The following is a 23,923-nucleotide window of genomic DNA, read 5'->3' as shown; positions in this document are numbered from 1 at the left end:
GTAGCAAGCTACCTCTCTCCGCTCGACTTGCATGTGTTAAGCCTGCCGCCAGCGTTCAATCTGAGCCATGATCAAACTCTTCAGTTAAAATCATTTTGCACCTTATTAAAGACAAGGTGCCAATTCTGGCTCATCAATTACTGACTTAAATTTCGCTCAAATAAACTTCGAGTAATTTAAACCAATCAATCAATGAAAATTATTTCGATTAATCAATCAGTAAAAATCCACACAAGTTGTTCTTCAATTCTCTTAATGATCTTCTTCCTGGTTCGTCACCAGCAAGCTAGGTCGGCTATATTACTCTTAATCTCTTAAAAGTCAACAGGTAATTTCGATATTTTTAAAACTTATCTCTCAAACCAACTTACCATCAAATTCATCACTTAAAGCAACCAACTTAATCACAAGTAACTGTTTTTCAACAAGTTTCTATCTGCATCACCGCCGATGGATGTGCATTATAGACCATCTCATCCCCTTTGCAATACCTTTTTTAATATTAGTGCAACAACAGTTCGCTTTTTAATCAAAAATGATAAAAATAGTTATTTTTTATATAAACATGGTTGTAAAAGCATCAATTTATCTAAAATTTTCTCGTCTTGATTCTTTTCTTGCCATCTAAGTGGGCGACAATCAATATATTCACAGTACCCACCCTCTCCTTGCAAACACTGTTCATTCCAGCTTAATTGATATTGAAAGCTTCCCACATATCCCGCCGCCAAACCAAACTTATAGTCACCTCGGCTTTGTGCATAAAGTTCAAAAATTATTTTTCCATTTTTCCCACATTGCCAAGAAAACTCCCTAGGCAAGTACATCTCTTTACCATTCGGTGTTTTAACCTTTGGATAAACTCGGTGGATATGTAAATTTACGTCTTCTGTAAAACTTTCAACAGGCTTCCCAAATTCTTGAATATCTAATCTTGAACATAGGATGATATTCCACTGATTTCTTATTTGTAAGAATGTAAGCTGAGTCGTTTCATTTAAGTTAATAATTTGGCACGTATAGAAACATAAAGATAAGAACGGCAAGTGCAAAGCTCGCGCGTGTTTAAATCGCCCCAACCCTTCAATTTGATATTTCTGTCCTTTATAAAAAATTTCCCCTTTACATACACATAGTGTTGACCAATAGTCAGAAACACCCCACTGCAAAGCAGAGGCATTAGATATATTTTCTGGAATCTGAATCGTAAGATCACACCCCATTTCTGGGTCTAATCTCTGAAGGCGAATCACGGGAATTTGCCATTGAATCAGATCAGTTTTATCAAATTGATATAGCGTCGAATCAAACTGGCATTGGCGTCGAATAGAATATGTTTTTAAATGTCCCACACTATGTTGGCTATTACTTACAAGCACTGTTGCAGTGTCGATAGCTGAAGTTGTAATGCTGTGGGTATTATAACACAGAGGAATACGTGGCTGTCCCACTAAACTAATATAATTAAAATAACGAAGTGGGGTTGGTAAATTTGGAAGGATCAAGCCTTGATAAACAATTTTAAAAAAGCCACGAGAAGGTTGATAAACAACCCCCTCTTTAGCATTAGGGCCCAGCTGCTGTAATTGATTAATTTCACTTATCAACTTAGGCATACTGAACCTCTTCTATTTTATGTTTTTAGTGTTTCATTACTCTTGCGTGCAAATAAAGTCGTAACAAAACCAGATAGAGCATAGATAATTGAAACTGTCAAAATGCCCATTGGAATATTATAAGTGATTGCCGCAAAAATCAGTACTACTGGCAACATAACTACAAAAGGAACGCGTTTACGATCCATCTGTTTGAAAGAATAATATTTAATATTGGAAATCATGAGTAATCCCACAATTACCATAAGAACAGCATTAATAGTTTGAATCGCAATATCACGTAAATCAAAAATGAAAGGATAATCGCGAGCAACCCAGACGAGTGAAATAATGATAATAGCAGCGAGTGGACTTGCAATGCCGATAAAATAACGCTTATCAACAACGCCAATTTGCACATTAAAACGCGCTAGTCGGAAGGCTGCGCAGGCTGTATAAACAAAACAACAAGCCAGACCAATGCGACCTAAATCATGCAAACTCCAACTATACATCAGCATTGCTGGAGCCACACCAAAAGCTAACAAGTCTGAGAGAGAATCATATTGTTCGCCAAAAGCGCTTTGAGCGCCAATTGCTCGAGCAACTCGACCATCTAAGCCATCCAATAGCGCTGCAATAAAAATGGCATAGATCGCTTGATTAAAATCCCCATTCATACTTGCAATGATGGAATAGAAACCGGACAACAGAGCAGCGGTTGTAATTAAGTTAGGCCAAAGATAAATACCTCGGCGCTTCACTTTTTGTCCTTCCGGATTATCTTCTTCTTCAACCACTTCAAATGTAATCCCATCAAATGAATGTTCATTATGAGTTAAATCTTGCTCTGGTTTAGGCGCATTTGTCATTATTTTCTATTCCAAACATGTGCATTGATTTAAGTTAACTGTTACTCACCTACCAACCAGCGAACAGCAGCATGACCACCAGTTTCTTGCATGCGAAGATGTGGGAATAACCATTGTAGTGCTTGGTCTGCTTGTTCTGAGAACTGCCAAGGTGGGTTAATCACTAATAGACCACAACCATTTAGACCTACAGGGGTGTCATCTGGCCACACACAAATTTCACAAACTAACTGACGGCGAATACCCGTTTTAAGCATTTTCTTTTCAAAACGCTCAATCATCGCTCGATCTTTGATTGGATACCAAACTGCAAAAACGCCTGTTGGCCATTTTTTATGAGCTTGTTGTAAAAGTTCAACTAATTGCGGAAAGTCTTTACGTTCTAATTCGTAAGGAGGGTCAATCATAACAAGACCGCGCTTTTCTTTTGGCGGAATTACGCCAAGCAAGCCTTCATATGCATCACGCTCATGTAAACCTGCACGTTTATCACGAATGTTATGACGTAATTGCTGAAATACATCACGCTGCATTTCAAATATAGTTGCCTTGTCGATTTCACGCATGCCTTGCAGAGCGAACCAAGGAGAACCTGGATAACTTCCCTTACCTTCTTCAGAACGCAATTGTTCGACTAACTTCAAATATTGTTGGATTGCTTCAGGTGCCTGACGCTTTTCCATTTCAGATAGTTGAACTAGACGATGAATGCCTGTGAGAAATTCTCCAGACTTTTGTGCAGGTGCCAGAGATAAATCATATTTGCCGGCCCCTCCATGCGTATCGATATAACGATAAGGTTTATCTTTAGCATTTAAACGGTTGAGAAGCTGTAGCAAAAGCACATGCTTCATAACATCTGCAAAGTTGCCCGCATGGAAATGGTGACGGTAATTCATGTTGACTTTAATTCCTCAATTCAACAAATAGTTTAACATGAAAAAAATATTCTTTCGTAAGGTTGTGATCATCTAAAATAGAGCTGCTTGATATTTTTACGATCTACTCGAGGTTATATGCGTTCTCACTCACTTCCTGATTCATGGAATTTGGATCAAATTTTAGATGATTTAAATGCGCATGGCTTTGCCATTATAAATCAAGCATATCCAGATCAATATCGCGCACAGGTTTCTCAAGAATGTAGCCATCATATGGATGAATTTAGAGAAGCAGGCATTCAAAACGGCGTTGTAAGCAATATTCGTAGCGACCATATTCTCTGGATTAATGATCAACTCCCTATTGCTCAGCAACATATTGAAACCTTAACTTTATTCTCACAAAGTCTAAATCAAGCATTCTATTTAGGGATTAAAGAGGTTGAAGCTCATTTTGCTCGTTATAATTTGGGTGAATTTTATGCTTTACATCGAGACAATCCTCAACAAAAAAATGATCGTATTATCTCAACTGTCTATTATCTACATCCAGAATGGCAAGAAGATTGGGGTGGACAATTACGACTGCAAGATAAAAATGAGAAATGGCATATTGTTAATCCCGAACCCAATCGACTGGTAATATTCCAAAGCGATTTACTACATGAAGTATTAATTTCAAAACAACAAAGACTTTCTATTACAGCTTGGCTTCGTAGTGGAAATTCTATTTGGGTTTAAAGGTTACTCTTTAAATTTGGTAAATGAACCCGATATAAAAGCTATTGATTAAAAAAGGTGATGGCGTATGTCTATTGAAAGTAAAACAATTGTGAACCGAATTGGTGAAACAGACCAACTTTATTTGACTGAAAATACGCCTGAGCTTGCTTTAGAGCGTGCTGAGTTACGCATGCAACTTGTAATATTAAGTCGTGTTCGCCAAGAACAACTTCATTTTTTACAAGAAGCTATTGTTCTGCTTGAACAAGCTCGCATGGAATATGAAGAAATGCCATTGAGCTTATACCTTAATTTGTCTTTACACTTAGCCAAAGCGTATATGCTTTATTTTGAACTAAACAAAGAAAAACGTTTTGCGCTGATTACTCAACAAATTTTGAAGCCATTAGCACATCATGAACATGCTGATATCTATTTCTTCTTGGCATATGCTTCAGCAGCACGACAAGAGTCAGCATTAACACGACATTGGTTAACTAAATATTTATCAACGTCTACATGTGATCTTGAATTGCTTCATGGCCAACCTGTATTTGACCTTGTACGTCATGAGCCATGGTATAAAGATAAATTAAAAGTAAAAACACATTAAACTCTTAATGCAATAAAGCCTGTTTTACGTATTACTTGTAGAACAGGCTTTATTTTTTTGAAATTATTTTTTCACGCTGTCTTCATGCAGTTGTTCATTAAGCTCATCAATAACCACAATCCACTCATCATCTTTTTCCCAATGACTTTTCAAAAAATCGCTTTGGCCTTTTGACCAAAAAGACGCTTCATGTAATTTTTGCTCGGCTGGCAATTGATGTGTTTTGATAAAGTTTTCAATACTTGCTTCATCAGAAGCTAAACCCAACTGATCAAATAAAAGCTCTAAAGTCGGTTGCTGTTCAAACATTGTTATTCTCCTATAACTTATTTTAAATCATCTATTAACTAATCTAACAATAAAACGTTTTTACTTGCATGATAGTGTCTATATTTTCTTGTTGCTTTTTGTGTTTGCTTTTTCAGGATTCAATAAAAAAGCACTCTAAAGAGTGCTTTTTTTAACTCATCAAGCTGATGAATTATTTTACCATATCAGCAATTGCTGCACGTTCTTCTTCAAGCTCGTTTAGAGTGAAGTTGATACGCTCACGGCTGAATTCATCGATTTCTAAACCTTGAACGATTTTGTATTCACCGTTTTCAGTTGTAACAGGGAAACCGAACATAACGCCTTCAGGAATACCATAAGAACCATCAGATGGAATACCCATAGTTACCCATTTGCCGTTTGTACCAAGCGCCCAGTCACGCATATGGTCAATTGCAGCGTTAGCAGCAGAAGCAGCAGAAGACAAACCACGTGCCTCGATGATCGCAGCACCACGTTTACCAACAGTTGGAAGGAATACGTCTTTGTTCCAAGCTGGATCGTTGATTTTGTCTTTTAAGCTTTCGCCATTTGCAGTTGCAAAACGGTAGTCAGCATACATTGTTGGAGAGTGGTTGCCCCAAACTGTTAAGTTTTCGATGTCAGCAACTGCAACACCAGCTTTTTGAGCAACTTGAGTCAACGCACGGTTGTGGTCAAGACGCAACATAGCTGTGAAGTTTTTCGCTGGAAGATCTGGAGCAGATTTCATTGCGATGTAAGCGTTAGTGTTTGCAGGGTTACCTACAACTAATACTTTAACGTTACGGCTAGCAACTTCGTTTAATGCTTGACCTTGGCCGATGAAAATTTCACCGTTAACTTTTAACAAGTCAGCACGTTCCATACCAGGACCACGTGGACGAGAACCTACCAATAATGCGTAGTCAGCATCTTTAAATGCAACTTTCGGATCATCAGTCCCGATCATGCCAGCCAATAAAGGGAAAGCACAGTCATCAAGTTCCATCATTACGCCTTTAAGCGCTTGTTGTGCTTTTTCAACTGGAACTTCAAGCAATTGTAAAATAACAGGTTGATCTTTACCTAACATTTCACCGCTTGCAATACGGAATAATAAGCTGTAACCAATTTGACCTGCAGCGCCAGTCACGGCAACACGAACGGGTTGCTTCATGTAATTGTCTCCAATGAGTGTCCTTAATCGGGCTAAATAGGAATTCCATCTAACCAAATCATCATAAACGGCAAAGATTGTACTCTAAAGATTTGGCAGATGCATGTAAAAGCGACTCGTTTTCACCAAAAGTCTGATAGAAAATACAAATTAATCTTTACAAATAGATTCAATGTATGGTCAGCATTTCCTTACGAAATGTTGGTAAGCTTTAATAACTACCTTTAATCATGATTTCACCAGGGCAATTCGATACCACATGATTTGCACATTGTTTATATTGCCCCTTTACCGTGTAACAAACTTTCACTTCCGTTAAGACCACATCTGAACGTGATAATTGACAACTAAAACGGATACCATTTTGAGGTAAGCTCGGATTAAGACGTACAAACTGCTGTCTTAAAGCGGATTGCTGCATTTCAACATTTGTTGAACTTGTGAGACTAGCCGGAATTTTTAAACGTTCAGCAAAATTAATAACCGTACGGAAATATTGGCTTGCATTCATAGGAACGCATCCGCCTACACTTTTCCATAGCTGTACACGAGCATTATTATCAGGCATAACCCGAGCCACGACTTTGGCTTGCAATGGAGACAAGGTTGCAGAACTGTCTGTTGAGCAGTTACTTTGGTTTGTTTCTGGCATGAGGCCTGTAATTGTCAGTGAATATCCTTCAAGACATTTACGTTGTTTTTGTTTAGAGGGATCTAATGCACATGCGGCAGGTGTCATTTGCACATGCATAACATACCCCTGTAAATTAACAGGTTCGGCATGTAAAACGGAACTCATCAACCCTACTCCCGCACAGATGAGCCACCATGCAAGTTGCAAAATTGAACGAAGTTCCAAATATCTATATTTCATTTAATTAAAACTTGAATATGCCAATTAAAAGAAGATCCATCATCAACCACCTTAAAGTTAAGGCGATGTACGCATTGGAATGACTTTCATACGCTGCGATAACGACTGGGCGCCTTGACCCAATATTACGCCGTAATGTGTTGCATTCGTCATAACGTGCTTGACGTAGTCTCTGGTTTCTAACAATGGAATTGTCTCAGTATATTGGTCAGCCGAAATTGATTGATAGTCCGGTTGCCAACGTCTAGCCCGATTAGGCCCCGCATTATAACCTGCTGTCGCCAAAACAGGGTTATTGCTTAATTGTCCCTGAATCATCGACAAATAAAATGTTCCATATCGAATATTGGTATTCATTTCATTTAATGCAGCCGGATTATAAGTTTCACCCATTTGACGTGCAATCAACTTCGCTGTATCAGGCATAATTTGCATAAGACCCCCCGCCCCAACGTGAGAACGTGCAGAAGTAACAAACCGACTTTCTTGACGCATTAAACCATAAGCCCATGCTGGATCAATTCCTGCATTGTAACTATGACTTACGACATTAGTCTTATGTGGAGTTACATAGCGATAAGTATCATTATGCTTATTTGTTGTACGATCTGCTGCATAAATTGCACGATCATACCAGCCCATGTCATGAGCACGCTTTGCCGCAGCTAAAAGTAAACCATCATCGTGCTGAAGATATGCTTGACGAACTGCCCAATTCCACTCTCGATTCGTGTAAGTTGGATTTGCATTAATACGTCTTAAAGTAAAAGCACGATTAAAGTGAATATTCTGATCTAAACGTCTTAAATCACTTGCCGTTGGCTGATCATCATAAGGTTGATGGTTATAACGTTCACCTAAGCGATCTTTTGCTAAAAGGTTATGATAGTCATCACCAGCCTGAGCCAGTTTTCTATAAATTTGTTGTGCTGTTGCTTTAGAAGCACTATCACCACGCTGCTCTGACGCACGAGCAAGCCAATATTGCCAACGGTCTTCTTGTTTTTGGGTTACCGTCATACTATCAATAGCGCGAATTAAACTTTCCCACGCCCCAAAACGAATCGCCTGACGCGCATAAATTTCAGCTTCTTCCGGACTTAATGGATAACCATAACTTGCGTCAAAATATTGAAGAACTTCACGATTAAAATTATTTTTCATTACCGTGGTGCCACCAATATAGGCTACCGTACGATATAAATATTTTTGTACATTTTGTGGCGTACCTTGGGCAACACGCTGCACATTTGAAAAAGCATTACTTAAGTCATTATTAGCTAAACGCCCTAACGCAAAAATCAAATAAGCATAATCTGCATCATTTGTTTTAGGCGCACTCCATAAATAATTGAGTGGGTTGGCCTGAATTTGGTTAAGCTGAGCCAAAGACAAATTCAAACCCAAAGTTTGTGCTGTCGCGAGCGCCTGCCCAGACAGACCTGCACGCAATTGTACCCATAGACGCTGTTGTTTATCTTGTGCACTCATTAAAGGGCTAGATAACATCATGCGCCCTAAACCTAAGCAAGATTCTGGTTGCGACTCAGTTGCTAACCAAACATCTTTATATTCAGCAAAAACTAATGCATCACCACTTTTCGCCCGTACCTGTGCCAAAGCACAATTTTCGGCTTGGTCAGGGTTGGTGACATAAGATAAGACGGGTTGTGCAGATGCAAAGTCAGCTTGTTTAACTTTTTCTTCAACATAATCGGCTGCTAATTTTTCAGCCATTGCTGACTGTGGATAGCGTTGAGCAAAGTTTACGATAGAGGCAGTAGGTTGAAAGCCAAGGTTTGTATTAAGTTTCCAATATTCTGGATAGTATCCCAACACATCATTTTGCATAGCAAGCTGATATTGGTCTAATAACGCGGTATTACCACTATTTGCAGCATTTAGTGCATCATTAAACTGCTCTTCGGCAGCATAGGTAAATGAACAACCAAGTAAACACATAGCTCCTAACCAGCTACGAGGTATATATTTATTTTTCATTACACGACTATGGATTGATGAGCTCTTTCTACTTGGTCTCATATATGTGCTAAACCCTGACTATTCACCTTCAACACATAGTTTAATTATTCTTCGTGCTTTCTTTTGTTGTGTTATGTAACTCTATGATTCAACATCATTAAAATTCACCTAATTTACTTCGCAAAAACTGTGTCATGTTCTGAAAGTTTACTGTTATCGGTTCAGCTCAAATACTGGTATAATAGATGGTTTGACCCATTTTGGGCCAATTTATTCTTTTTTAGATCGATCTGTTAGGAGCCTGCATGACGGTTCAAACCTTCATTCCCAATGGTGCTAAAGCTGCCTCAGAAAACACTGTTACCCAGCCAACGCACACCACTGATGTTTCAATAAAAAAACTTTATATTGAAACTCAAGGGTGTCAGATGAATGAGTATGACAGTCACCGTATGGCAGACCTTTTAGGGGATTCTCACGGTTACGTTTTGACGACCAACCCTAATGAAGCAGACATTCTGCTCATGAATACGTGTTCTATTCGCGAAAAAGCGCAGGAAAAAGTATTTAGTGAATTAGGTCGCTGGCGCAAACTAAAAGACAAAAATCCTGATCTTGTGATTGGTGTCGGTGGATGTGTTGCGTCCCAAGAAGGTGACAACATTCAAAAACGTGCGCCTTATGTAGACATGATTTTTGGCCCACAAACATTACACCGTTTACCACAAATGCTTGATCAACATAATGCTCAAGTAGAAAAACCTAAAAAAGATAAAATCAAACTGGTTGATATTTCTTTCCCAGATATTGAAAAATTCGACTTCTTGCCCGAACCACGTGTAGAAGGCTTTAAAGCATTCGTTTCTATTATGGAAGGCTGCTCTAAATACTGTTCTTTCTGTGTAGTTCCCTACACACGCGGTGAAGAAGTTTCTCGTCCATTAGATGATGTACTTGCAGAAATTGCAGGTCTTGCGGAAAAAGGTGTCCGTGAAATTTCACTTCTGGGTCAGAATGTAAATGGATATCGCGGTGAAACCTTCGAAGGTGGCATCTGTACCTTCCCTGAATTGTTACGACTCGTTGCAGAAATTCCAGGTATTGGACGTTTACGTTATACAACATCGCACCCACTTGAGTTCTCTGACGAGCTAATTCAGTGTTATGAAGATTTGCCTCAAATGGTGTCACATTTACACTTACCTGTTCAAAGTGGATCAAATGATGTCTTACAGGCAATGAAGCGAAATCATACGATTGATGTTTATATCGACAAGATTGCCAAATTAAGAAAAATACGTCCTGATATGCACTTATCGAGTGACTTTATTATTGGTTTCCCTGGTGAAACTAATGAAAACTTCGCCGAAACACTTCAATTTATCAAAGACTTAGATTTTGATCACTCATATAGCTTTGTTTATTCAAAACGTCCAGGTACACCTGCATCAGACTTACCTGATACTACGCCTGAGCACGTTAAGAAAGAGCGTTTAGCTCAAGTTCAAAAAGTGATTAAACAGTCTAGCATTGAAAAAACTGATGCAATGCTTGGCAAAATTGAACGTGTTCTTATTGAAAAAGTTTCGGACCAAGACCCTAATATTTTACTAGGTACAGCCGACAATACACGTCTAGTCACTTTTGTAGGTGATGCTTCTTGGGTAGGTCGTTTTGCAGAGATCGAGATTACTGAAATTAAAACTTTAAATTTAGTTTACGGTGAGCTCTTGAATCTTGAGCCTGACGTGGCGTAATGTAGAGGTATTCTAAAGTCTACTGAAAGGTTTTCTCTTGACTGCAGCGATTCGACGTACCGTAACATTTCCTGAAATTTCAATGGAACGTTTAAAGAGCATCTTGGGTGCCTATAATGGGCACCTTAAGCAAATTGAACAGCGTTTAGATGTCAAAATTACTCATCGTGGAGATGTTTTTCATATCGATGGTGAGATAGATGCTGTTGGGAGAGCCGAAGCATTATTGCAACGACTCTACGAAGAGTCTGAGGTATCCCAGCAAATCAGTGCAGATCTGTTGCATCTATTAATTCAATCTTCTCAAACTGAACGTAATTTCGAGTTAGTTGGAGAAGAAATGGATGAACATGATGCACCAATGGATGTCTATTTCCAAACTCGAAAAGGCCGTATTAACCCACGTGGTGCCAATCAAAAACGCTACGTACAGCGTATTTTGCAAAGCGATATTTCTTTTGGTGTTGGCCCTGCGGGTACAGGTAAAACCTATTTAGCAGTTGCCGCCGCAGTAGATATGCTCGAACGTAATGAAATCCAACGGATTTTACTTGTACGTCCTGCTGTAGAAGCTGGAGAAAAGCTAGGTTTCTTACCGGGTGATTTAACTCAGAAAATCGACCCATACCTACGCCCTCTTTACGATGCTCTTTACGAAATGCTTGGCTTTGAAAAAGTTGCCAAGTTAATCGAGCGTCAAGTGATTGAAGTTGCACCTCTTGCCTATATGCGTGGTCGCACACTTAACCATTCATTTGTAATTTTGGATGAAGCTCAAAACACAACGCCAGAACAAATGAAAATGTTCTTGACCCGTTTAGGTTTTGGTTCTCGTGCAGTGATTACAGGTGATATTACCCAAGTAGATTTACCTCGAGGCCAACAATCTGGTTTGGCACATGCCCTACGTGTACTCGAGAACATTAAAGAAATTCATATTACCCGTTTCCATTCCCGTGACGTTGTACGTCATCAACTTGTTCAAAAAATTGTTGAAGCGTATGAAGGTTGGGATGGTGAACAACAGCGTCTTAATGCTGAAGCACGTGCTGAACGTAAAGCACGTCAAGAAGCATTAGTTGCTGAAAACGATACAGCAGCAGACTTGCAACACCAGGATGCTTAAGGATTCATTTTGAAAATCAGTTTAAGTTTACAACAAGACTTTCAATCACCTGAGTTAGAGCTCAAACGGGCTCAACTCAAAAAAATTATTGAGACCACTTTACGCCACGTTGGTTATAAAGAAGATTGTGAAATTGGAGTTGCTTGCGTAGATCCGGATGAAAGCCAGCAACTCAATTTGCAATACCGAGAAAAAGATAAACCAACTAATGTTTTATCTTTCCCAAGTGATATTCCAGAAGAAGTTCTACCAATGCTAGATGCCTTACCATTAGGTGATTTAGTTATTTGTATTCCAGTGGTATTACAAGAGGCTTTGGAACAAAAGAAAACTGCCCAAAATCATTTTGCACATCTGTTAGTACATGGTGTTTTACATTTACTTGGTTATGACCATGAAACTAGTGATGAAGATGCAGAAGAGATGGAAGGCTTAGAAATTGAAATTTTAGCAAAACTCAATATTGCTAACCCTTATCAGGAATAATGTGATCATTATTAAAATGTGGATATCCTAAAAGTTATCCACATTTTTTAATTAGTGAACCTCAAATTCAGCTTCAGCTGGGTCAAAACGCCAAGTACGTACAATACGCAACTCCGAAATATCTTTCATATTCGCATCAAAATGTCCAAATGGTGCACCGCGACGTACTGAAGACTTAGCTGCTTCATCTAGTATTGAATGCCCTGAACTTTCAAGCAGACGGATTGCACGAATTCCGCCTTGAGCATTCAAAATAACCATTAAACGCACTTCACCTCTTAGCTGTTGCTGTTTTGCTTCTTCAGGGTAATAGCGGTTGCCATAAAGCTCTACTTTTTCACGAAATTTATCTAAATAAATAGCTGAAGCATCTTTCTTTGCTTGAATACCATCTACTGTTTTAATTTTTTGCTGACGGCTGAAATCTTGTTGGCGTTGCAAATATTGTGCTTCAAGGCTTGCAACCATGGCAGCTTTTGCTTGAAATTGACTTTGTAGTTGTTCTAGTTCTTTTTTTCTTTGGCTTGCATCCGCTTGTTTCTGCCAACTCAAAACCGTCATTAAAACTTTTTCTTCAAATTTAAGCTCTCTTTGTTGATGAATCTTTTGCAAACTTTCTAACTCAGTATCTCCAGTTGAAGCATCATTGAGCATCGGATTTGGAGTATCACTAGAAGTCCGATGAGCTTCACGAAATGCGCCCGCGCCTTGCTGATCTGCTTGCGCTAAAAAATCTGCTTGGTGAACTGGCTCATTGCTTGGCCGAATTGAAATTGCAATTTCTTTAGTAGATTGCTCTGAGGGGCTAGGCATGGCAAAGTGAATGAGCAATACAAAAATATGCAGTAAGATTGCCAATATTGTTGCGGCAATAAAGACTCGGTCTTGCCACCAATGATGAAAAGGCTCTATGGATAAACTTCTTTTTTTTAACATAATCTTAAAAGCATATAAATGCCTTTTCCCCACGGTTTAATACCGAATAAAATACAAACTGATATTCAAATATGGATAAAAGTGTGATTCACTTCAAATATAGGGTTTTATCCATTTTCATTTTGTCAAAATGTATCAAGTAAATTTGCTACACTGCAATATCAAAACCCGTTTTTTATCATAATAAAGATTGTGTGGGCTCTTTAGTAAATTATCTTCTGGAAGTTCTTTTATGCAAACGCTATTTTCCTCATTAGTCAGACGCCTTCAAAAAGTCTATAAAAAAGCAGAAGCATTCATTGAGGAAGAAAGAGATTTTACATTATCGCAAACCTTTCTGAATGCTACTTTGCAACGTTACGTGACCAATAATGTTGAGTTTTTAGATGACCTACATGCAGATCTTTATCATGACTGGTTAAGATTATATGCAACCATGCATGTAAAAGGTTTAGAAACCACACTATCGGTTGATTTAAAACTGATCCAGATGGAATTTAATAAAGAACAACAGCTCTTAGTTTTTGAACAAATTAGCAATACACAAATTATTGAAGCGAAATATAAAAACTTTTGGCAAAAGATCGCCGTAAAAGCCGCAGTTTTTTATTACCATAAAATTTTGAAAAAAGACCCTTTGGGGATGATTCTTGAACGTTTTAATGTAGCAGAAGAACGCGATGAACTTATATTTCTTGATCTCAACCGTTGGTTTGGCAAAAAAGCCAGCATCATCGAAACATTAGGCAAAGTACATATAAATTACGCACGAGTTCGTGAAGCTGAGTTAGTTGTATTTGGAAATGTGAATTTAGCAGCCTTACTTTCTCGTGATCAGGACGACGATTTTGAAGAAGAATTCGCGGATTCTGAAATAACGCCAATTCAGCAAAAAGATGAATAAACGGTTTATAAATGAAGATGAATTAACTGCCAAAAAACACAAATAGATTACACATTTAGCATAAATCCTGATTTTTTCTCCATGATCAACAGGCATAATATGTTTAAGTTACAGATGCATCAGCACTGACTTTTTAGTCTGTACAAGGATATTTACTTATGGCAACAAAATTTCTGAAATCATTTGGCATCGCAACAGGTATTTCAACAACTTTGCTTTTTGCAGGCTTCTCAAGCCATGCACTTGCCATGAGTCCATTTCAGGCGAATTATCAGTTTACTTACAATAATAAAGGCATGGGGTCGGCTACACGTGCCTTAAGCCAGCAAGGTAATAACTGGACTTATAAATTCACTGCAAAAGCAGGCGGAATTGCGTCCGCAAGTGAAACAAGTAAATTTAGTTTCACCAATGGTAAAATTGGGTCTCAAAGTTTTAGCCGTACCAGCAAAATTTTGATTCATAACAACACCATGAGTATTAACTTTAATCCAAATAGCAAAACTATCTCTACTAAGAAAGATGATAAAGCTCGTTCATTTGCTTGGCAGGCAGGCGTTCTTGATGAGTTAAACGCAGAGTTACAACTGCGTGAAGACTTAAAAAATGGTTCACTGAAGTCCTCTTATCCACTTGCAGATGCAAAAGAAGTTGAAAATCGTCGATTTGTAAAACAAGGTAATGAGAAAATTAAAACCTCTTATGGAACATTCGATACCATTAAAGTGGTTTTACAACACAACAAACCTGAACGCAGTACAATCTTTTGGTTAGCGCCGAAATTAGATTATTTACCAGTTAAAGTAAGTCATATTGATGGTAAAACTTCTTATGGATTGTTATTAACAAGTTATACAGGTAAGACGAATTAAAGCTTGCATTTTTTTGGATGCTTTTTAAAATACGCATTTGCTTTAAAAAGCATCCGTCTAGAGGATTCTCCCGTGCACGCACTAGAACAGAAAATCTTAACAGAAGGTATCGTTCTATCTGATCAAGTCTTGAAAGTCGACGCTTTCTTAAACCACCAAATTGATCCTGTATTAATGCAGCAGATTGGTAAAGAATTTGCCGCTCGCTTTAAAGATGCAGGGATTACCAAGATTATTACCATTGAAGCATCAGGTATTGCACCTGCAATCATGGCAGGTTTAGAACTTGGTGTACCTGTAATTTTTGCTCGCAAATATCAGTCATTGACTTTAAAAGATGACTTATATCGCTCTAAAGTATTTAGTTTTACTAAACAAACTGAAAGCACGATTGCGATTTCAAATAAACATCTTCATTCAACTGATAAAGCATTAGTTATTGATGACTTCTTGGCAAATGGTCAAGCAGCATTAGGCCTGATTGATTTAATTCACCAAGCAAATGCAGAAGTTGTAGGTGTGGGTATTGTGATTGAAAAATCATTCCAGCCAGGTCGTGATTTATTGCTTGAAAAAGGCTACCGCGTTGAATCATTAGCACGTGTTCACTCTCTTACAGATGGCAAAGTAACTTTTGTAAAAGAATAAGATGTACATCTAAAAAAAGAGCGGATATCCGCTCTTTTTTATTTGCTCAAAATTAAACTAAAAGCTTTTTAGCAATCTCTCCTAAACGTTTGCCTTGAGCTTCACACAAAATCTTTTCATCCTGACTTAAGTTCTGGTCATGACGCGGTCCACTTACATGGCTTGCGCCATAGGGTGTTCCACCTGTTTTAGTATTAGATAACGCTGGAATTGCATTAGGTAATCCCAAAATCATCATGCCATGATGAAATAACGGCGGCAGCATAGTCAGCAAAGTACTTTCCTGCCCACCATGCATTGACCCAGAAGAAGTGAAAACGCAAGCGGGTTTATTATGTAATGCCCCATTGAGCCAAAGACTCGTTGTTTGATCCCAAAAATATTTCATTTCACTTGCCATATTGCCAAAGCGGGTTGGAGAACCTAACGCTAAACCTGAACAATTCGCTAGATCATCTAAAGTACAATAGATATCACCTTCTTCCGGAATGCTTGGCTCGGCTATTGTGACAGTTGAAGCAATATTTGGTACTGTCCGAATTTTCACTGACATACCCGCAGACTCAACACCGTTGGCAATTAAATGAGCCATTTCTTTAGTAGAACCATATTTGCTGTAATAGAGTACAAGAATGTAAGGTTGCATCGGTTTCATAAATTTTGTTAAAAAGAACACTATACGGGATTTTTTATTTTTTTGGCGCAACCAATTTTATGAAATTCTAAAGGTGATTGATGCTGTAGCACAAAAGATAACACGAGCAAATTTCTCGGACTCATCGCGTAAAAAGTTTATCTACTTTTGGTAAACCCTTGCTCAGACAACAGAAAGCCTACTTTTTTGAAAAAAGTTTATGGGTACAATTCTTTCTATAGCACATAGTAAACTTACAGAACGAGTTTAATTCTATAAGTTATTATTTCGCTTTAATCTACGATTTGAGTTCTTAAGCTCATACTTTGATAAGCTATCAATCGCCCAACATGATGATTAAAAAAATCGGGATAGACGACGCATGTTACAACGTTTTTTAAGTAAACTTCCTTTTTATAATAAAACTTGGTTTCAGTTCGTTTTATATGTATTTAAGCGTTTTGAAGCTGATCGGTGCCGTGAACAAGCTGGCTCTCTCACCTATACAACGCTATTCGCAGTTGTGCCGATGTTAACAGTTTTTTTAGTAATTATTTCTTCAATCAAAGCGTTAGAATCCGCAAGACAACAGCTGCAACATTTAATCTATAGTAACTTTTTACCAAAGAGCACGATCGCATTTGATAAAGCGCTAAATGCTTTTACAGAAAAATCTAGCAACTTAACCGTTATTGGTGTGCTTTTTTTATTCGTTACTACTGTCTTAATGCTGACCTCAATTGAAACCGTCTTTAACCGTATTTGGCGTGTAAAAGAAACTCGTAGTGGCATTATGGGCTTTATGCGCTATTGGACAATCATCTCTTTAGGTCCCATTATTTTAGGAAGCGCATTTGTTATTTCATCAACAGTTGCATCGATGAACTTATTAAGTAATAACTTCACAGGTTATCAACTTGATGGGGCATTTTTACTCTGGCTAATTTCTTTTGTACTTACTATTTTGGGTTTCTTCATTTTATATTGGACCATTCCCAATCGCACAGTCCCAGTTTATGCAGCAGGAATAGCGGCTTGTTTAAGTGCTGTACTGTTTGAAATACTCAAAAATTTCTTTAGCTTTGTGATGTCAAATTTCACTAGTTATGAAATTATTTATGGTGCATTTGCAGCAGTGCCAATTTTTCTTCTATGGATCTTCCTGTCATGGAACATTATTTTACTTGGTGTAGAAGTAAGTTTTGCTCTAACTGCTTTTCACTCGGGTAAAGAGCAAAAACGTCATCCTGTTTTAATGCTATTAGATATTCTTGAGCTGTTTTATAAAAAGCAGAAACTCGGTGAAAGTGTAAGTGACAAAGAAGCTTTAGAAATTTTAGGTCGCGGAGAAATTGGCCGCTGGCCAGCTTATGTACTTTTGCTTGAAGAGCAAAATTTGGTTAAACGTACCGATAAAGATGAATATGTGCTTGCGCGCAATTTATCCCAAGTTGATTTTTGGAGTTTTTTCACTGCTCTCCCATACCCTCTCCCATTACGTGAAGATGTTTTGAATGTACATGATGACGATGAATGGATGGAAAAAATAGGACCCGCCTTGGTCGAATCTAATGATTATTTAGCAGCAAAACTTTCTATTCCACTCTCAACAATTTTTGAAGAGAAATAAGAAAGTAGAACTATTCAATAGTATAGGCACTCTTTCTTCCCAATAAAAAAACCCTATTATTAAAAAAATAATAGGGTTTTTTATGGGCAATTTTAGGAATGGGTTATGCTTTTACAAAAGTTTCCCATGCAAAATCTTGCGTTGCACCTTTTAATGTCATTTTCAACTGATCACCTGCATGTAATGGCCCAACCCCAGCAGGTGAACCTGTCATAATCACATCACCTGGTTCTAGTGAAAAAACCTGATTAATATCAGCTAAAAGTTCGCCAATAGTAAACATTAACAGTGCAGTATTACCATCTTGACGCAATTCGTCATTAATATGGAAAGTGAATTTGGTCTCTTGCCAATTGGTAATTTCTTTTGTATCAACCCAATCTGCCAAAACACAAGCACCATCAAAAGCTTTAGCTCGCTCCCATGGGTGGCCTTTACTTTTCAGATCATTCTGTAAATCACGCATTGTTAAATCAAGACCTAAAGTTACTGCTCCAATCGCTTTTAAAGCTTTTTCAGGATCTGTTTCACCTTTCAAAAGTTGATCAATACGTAACACTAACTCACATTCAAAATGGCAACTGCCCCACGCTGGATTCCAAGAAATACCGTCATTTAAACCAATCAAACTACTCGGTGGTTTAATAAATAATATAGGGCTGTCAGGCATAGCATTATTTAATTCTTTGACATGATCGGCGTAACTTCTGCCCACGCAAACGATTTTTGAAGGACGTGTATTCATGAGGCTTCCTTTGTTGTTGCGGCTAATAATTCCAATAATTTATTTCTTAAATGTATTTTCAAATATGGTTTGATCTGAAACCTGTGCAAATGCACGCTTTGGTACAATAATTACAGTTTTATTCTTTAGCTCAAGCATGTAGGTCAATTTACCTTTAGCAAAAGTTTGCACATCCGTATATTGCATCACCTGCTTACGACCATTGGCATAAAGCTCAAAGTAATCTTGATATAAGTCGATTCCCTGCTCACTCTTTCCAAACTGGTAACGAACAAATTGACGCTTAAATAACATAGGTAAAAGCCAGTAACGCATCAAGCCTTGCATCACCAGAAAAAATACGCCTAACCCGACATAATATCGTCCAACCCCAGAGAGACCTAAATAAAATCCCCAAATAATAATTGCGATACTAATTGCAGGTGTAAGAAAACGGGTAAATTGCTTTTTCCCAAATGTCACTAATGAAAATCCATCTTGTGACTCTTCTAAATTCAAATAGTAACGTAAAGATAAAGCTGTTTTTTGCTCAGTCATTGCACTGCATCAATACTCAATAAATCGAAACTATTAGAGCATATTCATTTCAGCTTTAAAATGAATCAAAGGCTATTTTTTATTTTGTTTAAAAGTAGAGCTTATTATGAGATTCGAAGATCAACTACGTTGCATATATAGAACGTAGATTCATATTTTTTGAGCTTATTTCAGTTTTTAAAATTTCTACAATAAGAGCATTACCTTCTTAGTGGAATGTCTCATGTCTTTCTTTGCAAAATTATTTGGCTTAAATCAAAAAGCAACAGTCTCAAAAGATGTGGTTACTCAAGCCACTCAAGAGTCCCCTCTTTTCAATCAGCCAAGCTTTTTAGAATTAATTAAAAAACGTCGTTCTATTTATTCGATCGGGAAAAACTTACAACATACTCCTTCGGAGATTGAAGGGTTAATTCAAGAAGCGGTCAAACATAGCCCTTCAGCATTTAACTCTCAGTCATCTCGCATTGTAATTTTATTTAATGAGTCTCATCAAAATTTCTGGAATATTGTTTTAGATGTATTAAAAACGATTGTTCCTGCCGAAGCACTGGCTGGAACTGAACAAAAAATTCAAAGTTTTGCAGCGGGTGCTGGTACAGTTTTATTTTTTGAAGACCAAGATGTGATTAAAGGTCTACAAGAGCAATTTGAATTATATGCTGATAATTTCCCAGTTTGGTCTGAACACTCAACAGCAATTGCACAATTTGCAGTATGGAATGTATTGGCTGAGCAAGGGATTGGAGCTTCTTTACAACATTACAACCCAATTATCGATGAGAAAATTAATGCTGCTTTTGATATTCCTGCGCAATGGAAACTAAGAGCCCAATTAGTATTTGGTTCAATTGAAGGCGAAGCAGGTGAAAAAGCTTTTATTGAAGACGAAAGCCGTTTTAAAACATTTGGCTAATTTTTTTCAACTTCAAATCATTTAAGAGCTGGTTGCCATGAGTACTAGCTTTTAAATCGAACTAATAAAAAACAGGTACAAAAAAACCGCTATATATAGCGGTTAATTCTTCAAGTGGTGCGCTCAGAGAGATTCGAACTCCCGACCCCTTAGTTCGTAGCCAAGTGCTCTATCCAGCTGAGCTATGAGCGCGTACTTGATGTTGCGCATTATACGCATTTTTTAAGGCTTAGGAAGCCTTTTTTCATCTTTCTGTCATCAAACGTCTAGTTCTTAGCCATCACTCTAGTTTACATAGCTTTATAGCTAAAATTATTGAAACTTTGCTCACCAAAGATGTATCTGAAATATTTTTTTTCAAATAAGTTTTATAGAGTTTTTGAAGCTTTTTGCCATCTATCTAGAAGATAAAGGCTACTATTTTAGTCAACATTATATAAATAATATATTTCTGGTTGAACCTAACCATTATAAGACTGTTTGAAATTTAACTAAGATAATGCTTCAAATAAGTGAAAATATGATTAAAAAAATAATTAGTCAAAATTATATAATATAAAAATTATTATTATTTTTATGTCTAAATTAAATAAATTATTATTTCTTTAAATATTATTTAATAACAAAAAATGTGACTAAAAATACACATTGACAGCTTTTGAGATCTAACCAATACTAAATCGCAATTATTGAGATACACATCTCATTAATTATAAAGCGCAATAAATAATACTTACTTAAAAATACAAAATTATATAGGAAATAGACCAACATGTTCTTACTAACAAACCTCGTATCTTCGATATCAAAAATTACTCAAGATTTGGGTAATATTGTATCGGTGAACACTACTGTAACTGGTAGCTCTTCTATTGAAGGCCAGATATCAACTTCTGGTTTACTTTCAGATACTCTATCTACAGTAACAAATACCCTTACAACAACCACAACAGGCCTTGTTTCTGATGCCGTTGGTACTGTTACTGGCAGTATCGGTTCTACAAGTCCTGTAGACACAGTAACTAATATTATTGGCGGAGTAACTGGCGGTATTGATCTTGGAACCTCTCCAATTGCTCCAGTTATTGACGTTGTTCAAGGTGGTATCGACATTCTTCAGGGTGTTGAAAGCCTAAAAACTGAAATCATCAACACAAGTATCGACACTGTTGCTGATACTATCATTGGTGTTCTTCCTCAAACTGAACACCCTGTTTCTGAAATTGCTGATCTTGGCACTCTAACTTTCGAAACTTCTCGTGACACAGTAAATGGCACGCTTGAAGTCATTTCTGATCTAGTGGGTGGAGACATTCAAGGCGCTACTGAGTCTGCTACTGGTGTCGTTGAAACATTAATCACTAATGGTACAACTGCGACAGGTATTGTTACTGACGTTGTCGGAAGCATTACAGATGTCGTTGGCGGTGTAACTGGTGGTGTTGACGGTAATCCACTTGAAGTAATTACTGATATTATCGGCGGTGTAACTGGCGGTGTTGATGGTAATCCGCTTGAAGTAATTACCGATATTATCGGCGGCGTAACTGGCGGTATCGGTGATGGCACATCTCCAATCGCTCCAGTGATTGATGTCGTTCAAGGCGGCATTGATATTCTACAAGGTGTAGAGAGCTTAAAAACTGAGATCATCAATACTGGTATCGACACTGTTGCTGATACTATTATTGGTATTCTTCCACAAGCTGAATATCCTGTTTCAGACCTAGCAGATCTTGGCACTTTAACTTTCGAAACTTCTCGTGACACAGTAAACGGTGCACTTGAAGTTGTTTCTGATTTAGTCGGTGGTGATATTCAAGGTGCTACTGAATCTGCTACCGGTATTCTCGATACGCTGATTACAAATGGGTCAACAGCTACCGGAATTATTAATAACATTATCGGCGGAGCAACAAGTGGTGATAGTCCACTTGGCGTGGTAACTGACATTATTGGTGGTGTAACTGGCGGTGTTAGTGGCAATCCTCTTGAAGTCGTGACTGACATTATCGGTGGCGTAACTGGTGGTGTTGATGGCAACCCACTTGAAGTAATTACCGACATTATTGGCGGTGTAACTGGTGGTATCGGTGGTGGAACTTCGCCAATCTCTCCAGTGATTGATGTTGTTCAAGGCGGTATTGATATTCTTCAAGGCGTAGAAAGCTTAAAAACTGAAATTATCAACACTGGCATTGATACAGTTGCAGATACAATTATCAGCATTCTTCCACAAGCAGAACATCCTGTTTCTGAACTTGCAGACCTCGGCACATTAACTTTCGAAACTTCTCGTGACACAGTAAATGGCACACTTGAAGTCATTTCTGATCTAGTGGGTGGAGACATTCAAGGTGCTACTGAATCTGCTACCGGTATTCTCGATACGCTGATTACAAATGGCACAACTGCTACTGGCCTAGTAACAGAAATCATTGGTGGATTGACAGGAACTATTGGTGGGGTAACTGGTGGGGATAGCTCACTAGGCTTAGTCACTGATTTACTTGGCGGTTTAACTGGTAGCGTAGATGGTGATAGTTCTCTTGGCTTAGTGACCGACCTTCTAGGCGGCTTAACTGGTGGCGTTACTGGCGGTACAGACAACCCTATCGGCATCGTAACAGATATCGTGGGTAGCTTAACAGGCGGTGTGACGGGTGAAGGCGGATTAGATGTTATCTCTAATTTACTAGGTGGATTAACTGGTGGTAGCTTACTCGGTGGAGTAACGTCGACAGTATCAAGCGTAACTAATACAACGCATACTATCGTACCTACATCATTACTTACCGATAACTTCTTAGAAAACTCTTTCAATACTGTTTAATATAAGTCATTAAAATAAAGCCACTTATTACAAGTGGCTTTATTTATTAATATATCTTTAAGTATTAATTCATTTCTTCCCATCTATAATATTTCTTATGCGCTAGCCCTAACATTGCATAATCATTAGGTGTATCACCATAAGCATAAATTGTAGAATACTGAGTTAAATCATATTTGTTTTTTATTCTATTTACTTTTTCTAAATAACCACAATCACCATTAATAAAATTACCTGTCAAAATACCATCACGTATTTCAAGTTGATTACATATAACGTCTAAATCTAAAGATTGGCACCAGCTTTCTAAATAAACACCTAATGATGCAGATACAACAACAACCTGATCACCTTGTTGTTTATGCCAAAGAATACGCTTCAAAGCATTTTGACGCACACAGGTAGGAAGGACATTTTTAGCAAACTCTTGTCCCATATATTTTAGGGAATCCGCATCATAGCCCACGTATCCCACTTGGCAGAGTTTAGTTCGAATGGTTTTATCGGTTACCCATCCAAGCTTATAACCCGCTATATAAGGTGCAAGTCGAATACCACCTAGTATTTGAGTTTTTTTATTTAAAGAAAATTTAAGGAATAGGCTGAATGTATCGCTGTGAGTGATTGTGCCGTCAAAGTCAAATAAAGCTAAGTTCATTTATGATTATCTCTAATATAATTAAAAAGTTATAAATTTAGATTTTTTTAAAGTAATAAAAAACAGGCACAAAAAAACCGCTATAAAAGCGGTTAATTCTTCAAGTTGGTGCGCTCAGAGAGATTCGAACTCCCGACCCCTTAGTTCGTAGCCAAGTGCTCTATCCAGCTGAGCTATGAGCGCGTAACTTGTGTGCCTTTCAGCGATTCGTTCTATTTTACTTGGTGCGCTC

The 23,923-nt window shown here is 37.8% G+C and carries 23 protein-coding genes, 2 tRNA genes, 1 rRNA gene and 1 pseudogene; 11 read left to right on the top strand and 16 right to left on the bottom strand.

The genetic code is table 11. The features are described from left to right. The 4 genes and pseudogenes from J690_RS24515 to J690_RS23155 form a co-directional block, all read right to left on the bottom strand. Positions 1 to 87, bottom strand: a 16S ribosomal RNA gene (locus J690_RS24515); the annotation flags it as partial. Positions 88 to 529: 442 nt separating this feature from the next. Next, a pseudogene (locus J690_RS23165) lies at positions 530 to 1,616 on the bottom strand (DUF6670 family protein). Positions 1,617 to 1,633: 17 nt separating this feature from the next. Then, the gene (pssA, locus tag J690_RS23160) at positions 1,634 to 2,467 is read right to left on the bottom strand and encodes a CDP-diacylglycerol--serine O-phosphatidyltransferase (protein WP_002119541.1); all 834 of its coding nucleotides are present in this window, start codon (positions 2,465 to 2,467) and stop codon (positions 1,634 to 1,636) included. A gap of 41 nt (positions 2,468 to 2,508) precedes the next feature. Further along, positions 2,509 to 3,366, bottom strand: a complete 858-nt coding sequence (locus J690_RS23155) for a 23S rRNA (adenine(2030)-N(6))-methyltransferase RlmJ (RefSeq protein ID WP_032038735.1) — start codon at positions 3,364 to 3,366, stop codon at positions 2,509 to 2,511. Between the two features lie 117 nt (positions 3,367 to 3,483). Here J690_RS23155 and J690_RS23150 point away from each other — a divergent pair, with 117 nt between their 5' ends. Both J690_RS23150 and J690_RS23145 read left to right on the top strand, forming a co-directional pair. After that, on the top strand, positions 3,484 to 4,089 hold the full coding sequence (locus tag J690_RS23150) for a 2OG-Fe(II) oxygenase (protein WP_014207717.1): 606 nt from the start codon (positions 3,484 to 3,486) through the stop codon (positions 4,087 to 4,089). Between the two features lie 67 nt (positions 4,090 to 4,156). Further along, on the top strand, positions 4,157 to 4,684 hold the full coding sequence (locus J690_RS23145) for a hypothetical protein (protein ID WP_032038733.1): 528 nt from the start codon (positions 4,157 to 4,159) through the stop codon (positions 4,682 to 4,684). Between the two features lie 63 nt (positions 4,685 to 4,747). Here J690_RS23145 and J690_RS23140 read toward each other — a convergent pair whose 3' ends face one another. The 4 genes from J690_RS23140 to J690_RS23125 all read right to left on the bottom strand — a co-directional run bounded on the left by J690_RS23140 (position 4,748) and on the right by J690_RS23125 (position 9,027). Next, positions 4,748 to 4,993 carry a DUF2789 family protein gene (locus tag J690_RS23140; protein WP_013196798.1) on the bottom strand — a complete coding sequence of 82 codons (246 nt, stop codon included), beginning with the start codon at positions 4,991 to 4,993 and terminating at the stop codon, positions 4,748 to 4,750. A gap of 172 nt (positions 4,994 to 5,165) precedes the next feature. After that, positions 5,166 to 6,152 (bottom strand): malate dehydrogenase, encoded by a 987-nt coding sequence (locus tag J690_RS23135; protein ID WP_002119517.1) that lies wholly within the window; start codon positions 6,150 to 6,152, stop codon positions 5,166 to 5,168. Between the two features lie 211 nt (positions 6,153 to 6,363). Further along, a complete protein-coding gene (locus J690_RS23130) occupies positions 6,364 to 7,026 on the bottom strand; it encodes a ribonuclease T2 family protein (protein WP_005804634.1) in 663 nt (220 codons plus the stop codon). Positions 7,027 to 7,083: 57 nt separating this feature from the next. Further along, the gene (locus J690_RS23125) at positions 7,084 to 9,027 is read right to left on the bottom strand and encodes a lytic transglycosylase domain-containing protein (RefSeq protein WP_032038729.1); all 1,944 of its coding nucleotides are present in this window, start codon (positions 9,025 to 9,027) and stop codon (positions 7,084 to 7,086) included. A 287-nt stretch (positions 9,028 to 9,314) separates the two neighbouring features. Between J690_RS23125 and miaB the strand changes: the two genes are divergently transcribed. The 3 genes from miaB to ybeY are packed head-to-tail and all read left to right on the top strand — an operon-like array spanning position 9,315 to position 12,378. After that, positions 9,315 to 10,766: a tRNA (N6-isopentenyl adenosine(37)-C2)-methylthiotransferase MiaB gene (gene miaB, locus J690_RS23120; RefSeq protein ID WP_032038726.1), complete on the top strand. Its 1,452-nt coding sequence runs from the start codon at positions 9,315 to 9,317 to the stop codon at positions 10,764 to 10,766. A 37-nt stretch (positions 10,767 to 10,803) separates the two neighbouring features. Continuing rightward, positions 10,804 to 11,892: a PhoH family protein gene (locus J690_RS23115; protein WP_002119513.1), complete on the top strand. Its 1,089-nt coding sequence runs from the start codon at positions 10,804 to 10,806 to the stop codon at positions 11,890 to 11,892. A gap of 9 nt (positions 11,893 to 11,901) precedes the next feature. Further along, positions 11,902 to 12,378: an rRNA maturation RNase YbeY gene (ybeY, locus tag J690_RS23110; protein ID WP_032038724.1), complete on the top strand. Its 477-nt coding sequence runs from the start codon at positions 11,902 to 11,904 to the stop codon at positions 12,376 to 12,378. Positions 12,379 to 12,429: 51 nt separating this feature from the next. On the opposite strand, the gene J690_RS23105 is transcribed toward ybeY, so the two are convergent. Next, complete coding sequence (locus J690_RS23105) at positions 12,430 to 13,314, bottom strand: energy transducer TonB (protein WP_032038721.1); 885 nt, start codon at positions 13,312 to 13,314, stop codon at positions 12,430 to 12,432. Positions 13,315 to 13,546: 232 nt separating this feature from the next. Here J690_RS23105 and J690_RS23100 point away from each other — a divergent pair, with 232 nt between their 5' ends. The 3 genes from J690_RS23100 (at position 13,547) to J690_RS23090 (ending at position 15,738) form a co-directional block, all read left to right on the top strand. Further along, positions 13,547 to 14,218, top strand: coding sequence for a hypothetical protein (locus J690_RS23100; protein ID WP_002119526.1), 672 nt, complete (start codon positions 13,547 to 13,549; stop codon positions 14,216 to 14,218). A 158-nt stretch (positions 14,219 to 14,376) separates the two neighbouring features. Continuing rightward, complete coding sequence (locus J690_RS23095; RefSeq protein ID WP_002119525.1) at positions 14,377 to 15,090, top strand: DUF3108 domain-containing protein; 714 nt, start codon at positions 14,377 to 14,379, stop codon at positions 15,088 to 15,090. Between the two features lie 72 nt (positions 15,091 to 15,162). Further along, positions 15,163 to 15,738 (top strand): xanthine phosphoribosyltransferase, encoded by a 576-nt coding sequence (locus J690_RS23090; RefSeq protein ID WP_002119547.1) that lies wholly within the window; start codon positions 15,163 to 15,165, stop codon positions 15,736 to 15,738. 52 nt (positions 15,739 to 15,790) lie between these two features. Here the strand turns inward: J690_RS23090 and wrbA are convergent, their stop codons facing one another. Next, positions 15,791 to 16,393, bottom strand: a complete 603-nt coding sequence (gene wrbA / locus J690_RS23085; protein WP_212771366.1) for an NAD(P)H:quinone oxidoreductase — start codon at positions 16,391 to 16,393, stop codon at positions 15,791 to 15,793. Positions 16,394 to 16,754: 361 nt separating this feature from the next. On the opposite strand from wrbA, the gene J690_RS23080 reads away from it, so the two are divergent. After that, positions 16,755 to 18,002: a YihY family inner membrane protein gene (locus J690_RS23080; RefSeq protein WP_032038717.1), complete on the top strand. Its 1,248-nt coding sequence runs from the start codon at positions 16,755 to 16,757 to the stop codon at positions 18,000 to 18,002. A gap of 103 nt (positions 18,003 to 18,105) precedes the next feature. Here J690_RS23080 and J690_RS23075 read toward each other — a convergent pair whose 3' ends face one another. Both J690_RS23075 and J690_RS23070 read right to left on the bottom strand, forming a co-directional pair. After that, positions 18,106 to 18,747 (bottom strand): fumarylacetoacetate hydrolase family protein, encoded by a 642-nt coding sequence (locus J690_RS23075; RefSeq protein ID WP_032038714.1) that lies wholly within the window; start codon positions 18,745 to 18,747, stop codon positions 18,106 to 18,108. Between the two features lie 39 nt (positions 18,748 to 18,786). Continuing rightward, positions 18,787 to 19,284, bottom strand: a complete 498-nt coding sequence (locus tag J690_RS23070; RefSeq protein WP_005804627.1) for a YcxB family protein — start codon at positions 19,282 to 19,284, stop codon at positions 18,787 to 18,789. Between the two features lie 223 nt (positions 19,285 to 19,507). Here J690_RS23070 and J690_RS23065 point away from each other — a divergent pair, with 223 nt between their 5' ends. Further along, positions 19,508 to 20,200 carry a nitroreductase family protein gene (locus tag J690_RS23065; protein ID WP_017386973.1) on the top strand — a complete coding sequence of 231 codons (693 nt, stop codon included), beginning with the start codon at positions 19,508 to 19,510 and terminating at the stop codon, positions 20,198 to 20,200. A 115-nt stretch (positions 20,201 to 20,315) separates the two neighbouring features. On the opposite strand, the gene J690_RS23060 is transcribed toward J690_RS23065, so the two are convergent. Together J690_RS23060 and J690_RS24355 are read right to left on the bottom strand one after the other, a co-directional pair. Continuing rightward, a tRNA-Arg gene (locus tag J690_RS23060) sits at positions 20,316 to 20,392 on the bottom strand. Positions 20,393 to 20,480: 88 nt separating this feature from the next. Continuing rightward, the gene (locus J690_RS24355) at positions 20,481 to 20,600 is read right to left on the bottom strand and encodes a hypothetical protein (protein WP_147548252.1); all 120 of its coding nucleotides are present in this window, start codon (positions 20,598 to 20,600) and stop codon (positions 20,481 to 20,483) included. Positions 20,601 to 20,972: 372 nt separating this feature from the next. On the opposite strand from J690_RS24355, the gene J690_RS23055 reads away from it, so the two are divergent. Further along, positions 20,973 to 23,033 carry a beta strand repeat-containing protein gene (locus tag J690_RS23055; protein ID WP_032038712.1) on the top strand — a complete coding sequence of 687 codons (2,061 nt, stop codon included), beginning with the start codon at positions 20,973 to 20,975 and terminating at the stop codon, positions 23,031 to 23,033. Between the two features lie 64 nt (positions 23,034 to 23,097). Here the strand turns inward: J690_RS23055 and J690_RS23050 are convergent, their stop codons facing one another. Together J690_RS23050 and J690_RS23045 are read right to left on the bottom strand one after the other, a co-directional pair. Continuing rightward, entirely contained in the window at positions 23,098 to 23,691 is a 594-nt protein-coding gene (locus tag J690_RS23050) for an HAD-IB family hydrolase (RefSeq protein ID WP_032038710.1), read from the bottom strand. A gap of 106 nt (positions 23,692 to 23,797) precedes the next feature. After that, positions 23,798 to 23,874: transfer RNA gene (locus J690_RS23045), tRNA-Arg, on the bottom strand. Between the last annotated feature and the right edge of the window lie 49 nt (positions 23,875 to 23,923).

The sequence above is a fragment of the Acinetobacter sp. 742879 genome (genome assembly GCF_000588535.1).
GTDB lineage: Bacteria > Pseudomonadota > Gammaproteobacteria > Pseudomonadales > Moraxellaceae > Acinetobacter > Acinetobacter pittii.
Note: the sequence above shows the minus strand (reverse complement) of the source record. Positions and strands in the feature narration are given on the sequence as shown.

Bases quoted from the DNA above. Each gene is read 5' to 3' on its own strand.
- pssA (WP_002119541.1), bottom strand. From the start codon at position 2,467: ATGACAAATGCGCCTAAACCAGAGCAAGATTTAACTCATAATGAACAT.
- J690_RS23155 (WP_032038735.1), bottom strand. From the start codon at position 3,366: ATGAATTACCGTCACCATTTCCATGCGGGCAACTTTGCAGATGTTATG.
- J690_RS23150 (WP_014207717.1), top strand. From the start codon at position 3,484: ATGCGTTCTCACTCACTTCCTGATTCATGGAATTTGGATCAAATTTTA.
- J690_RS23145 (WP_032038733.1), top strand. From the start codon at position 4,157: ATGTCTATTGAAAGTAAAACAATTGTGAACCGAATTGGTGAAACAGAC.
- J690_RS23140 (WP_013196798.1), bottom strand. From the start codon at position 4,993: ATGTTTGAACAGCAACCGACTTTAGAGCTTTTATTTGATCAGTTGGGT.
- J690_RS23135 (WP_002119517.1), bottom strand. From the start codon at position 6,152: ATGAAGCAACCCGTTCGTGTTGCCGTGACTGGCGCTGCAGGTCAAATT.
- J690_RS23130 (WP_005804634.1), bottom strand. From the start codon at position 7,026: ATGAAATATAGATATTTGGAACTTCGTTCAATTTTGCAACTTGCATGG.
- J690_RS23125 (WP_032038729.1), bottom strand. From the start codon at position 9,027: ATGAAAAATAAATATATACCTCGTAGCTGGTTAGGAGCTATGTGTTTA.
- miaB (WP_032038726.1), top strand. From the start codon at position 9,315: ATGACGGTTCAAACCTTCATTCCCAATGGTGCTAAAGCTGCCTCAGAA.
- J690_RS23105 (WP_032038721.1), bottom strand. From the start codon at position 13,314: ATGTTAAAAAAAAGAAGTTTATCCATAGAGCCTTTTCATCATTGGTGG.
- J690_RS23100 (WP_002119526.1), top strand. From the start codon at position 13,547: ATGCAAACGCTATTTTCCTCATTAGTCAGACGCCTTCAAAAAGTCTAT.
- J690_RS23095 (WP_002119525.1), top strand. From the start codon at position 14,377: ATGGCAACAAAATTTCTGAAATCATTTGGCATCGCAACAGGTATTTCA.
- wrbA (WP_212771366.1), bottom strand. From the start codon at position 16,393: ATGAAACCGATGCAACCTTACATTCTTGTACTCTATTACAGCAAATAT.
- J690_RS23080 (WP_032038717.1), top strand. From the start codon at position 16,755: ATGTTACAACGTTTTTTAAGTAAACTTCCTTTTTATAATAAAACTTGG.
- J690_RS23075 (WP_032038714.1), bottom strand. From the start codon at position 18,747: ATGAATACACGTCCTTCAAAAATCGTTTGCGTGGGCAGAAGTTACGCC.
- J690_RS23070 (WP_005804627.1), bottom strand. From the start codon at position 19,284: ATGACTGAGCAAAAAACAGCTTTATCTTTACGTTACTATTTGAATTTA.
- J690_RS23065 (WP_017386973.1), top strand. From the start codon at position 19,508: ATGTCTTTCTTTGCAAAATTATTTGGCTTAAATCAAAAAGCAACAGTC.
- J690_RS23055 (WP_032038712.1), top strand. From the start codon at position 20,973: ATGTTCTTACTAACAAACCTCGTATCTTCGATATCAAAAATTACTCAA.
- J690_RS23050 (WP_032038710.1), bottom strand. From the start codon at position 23,691: ATGAACTTAGCTTTATTTGACTTTGACGGCACAATCACTCACAGCGAT.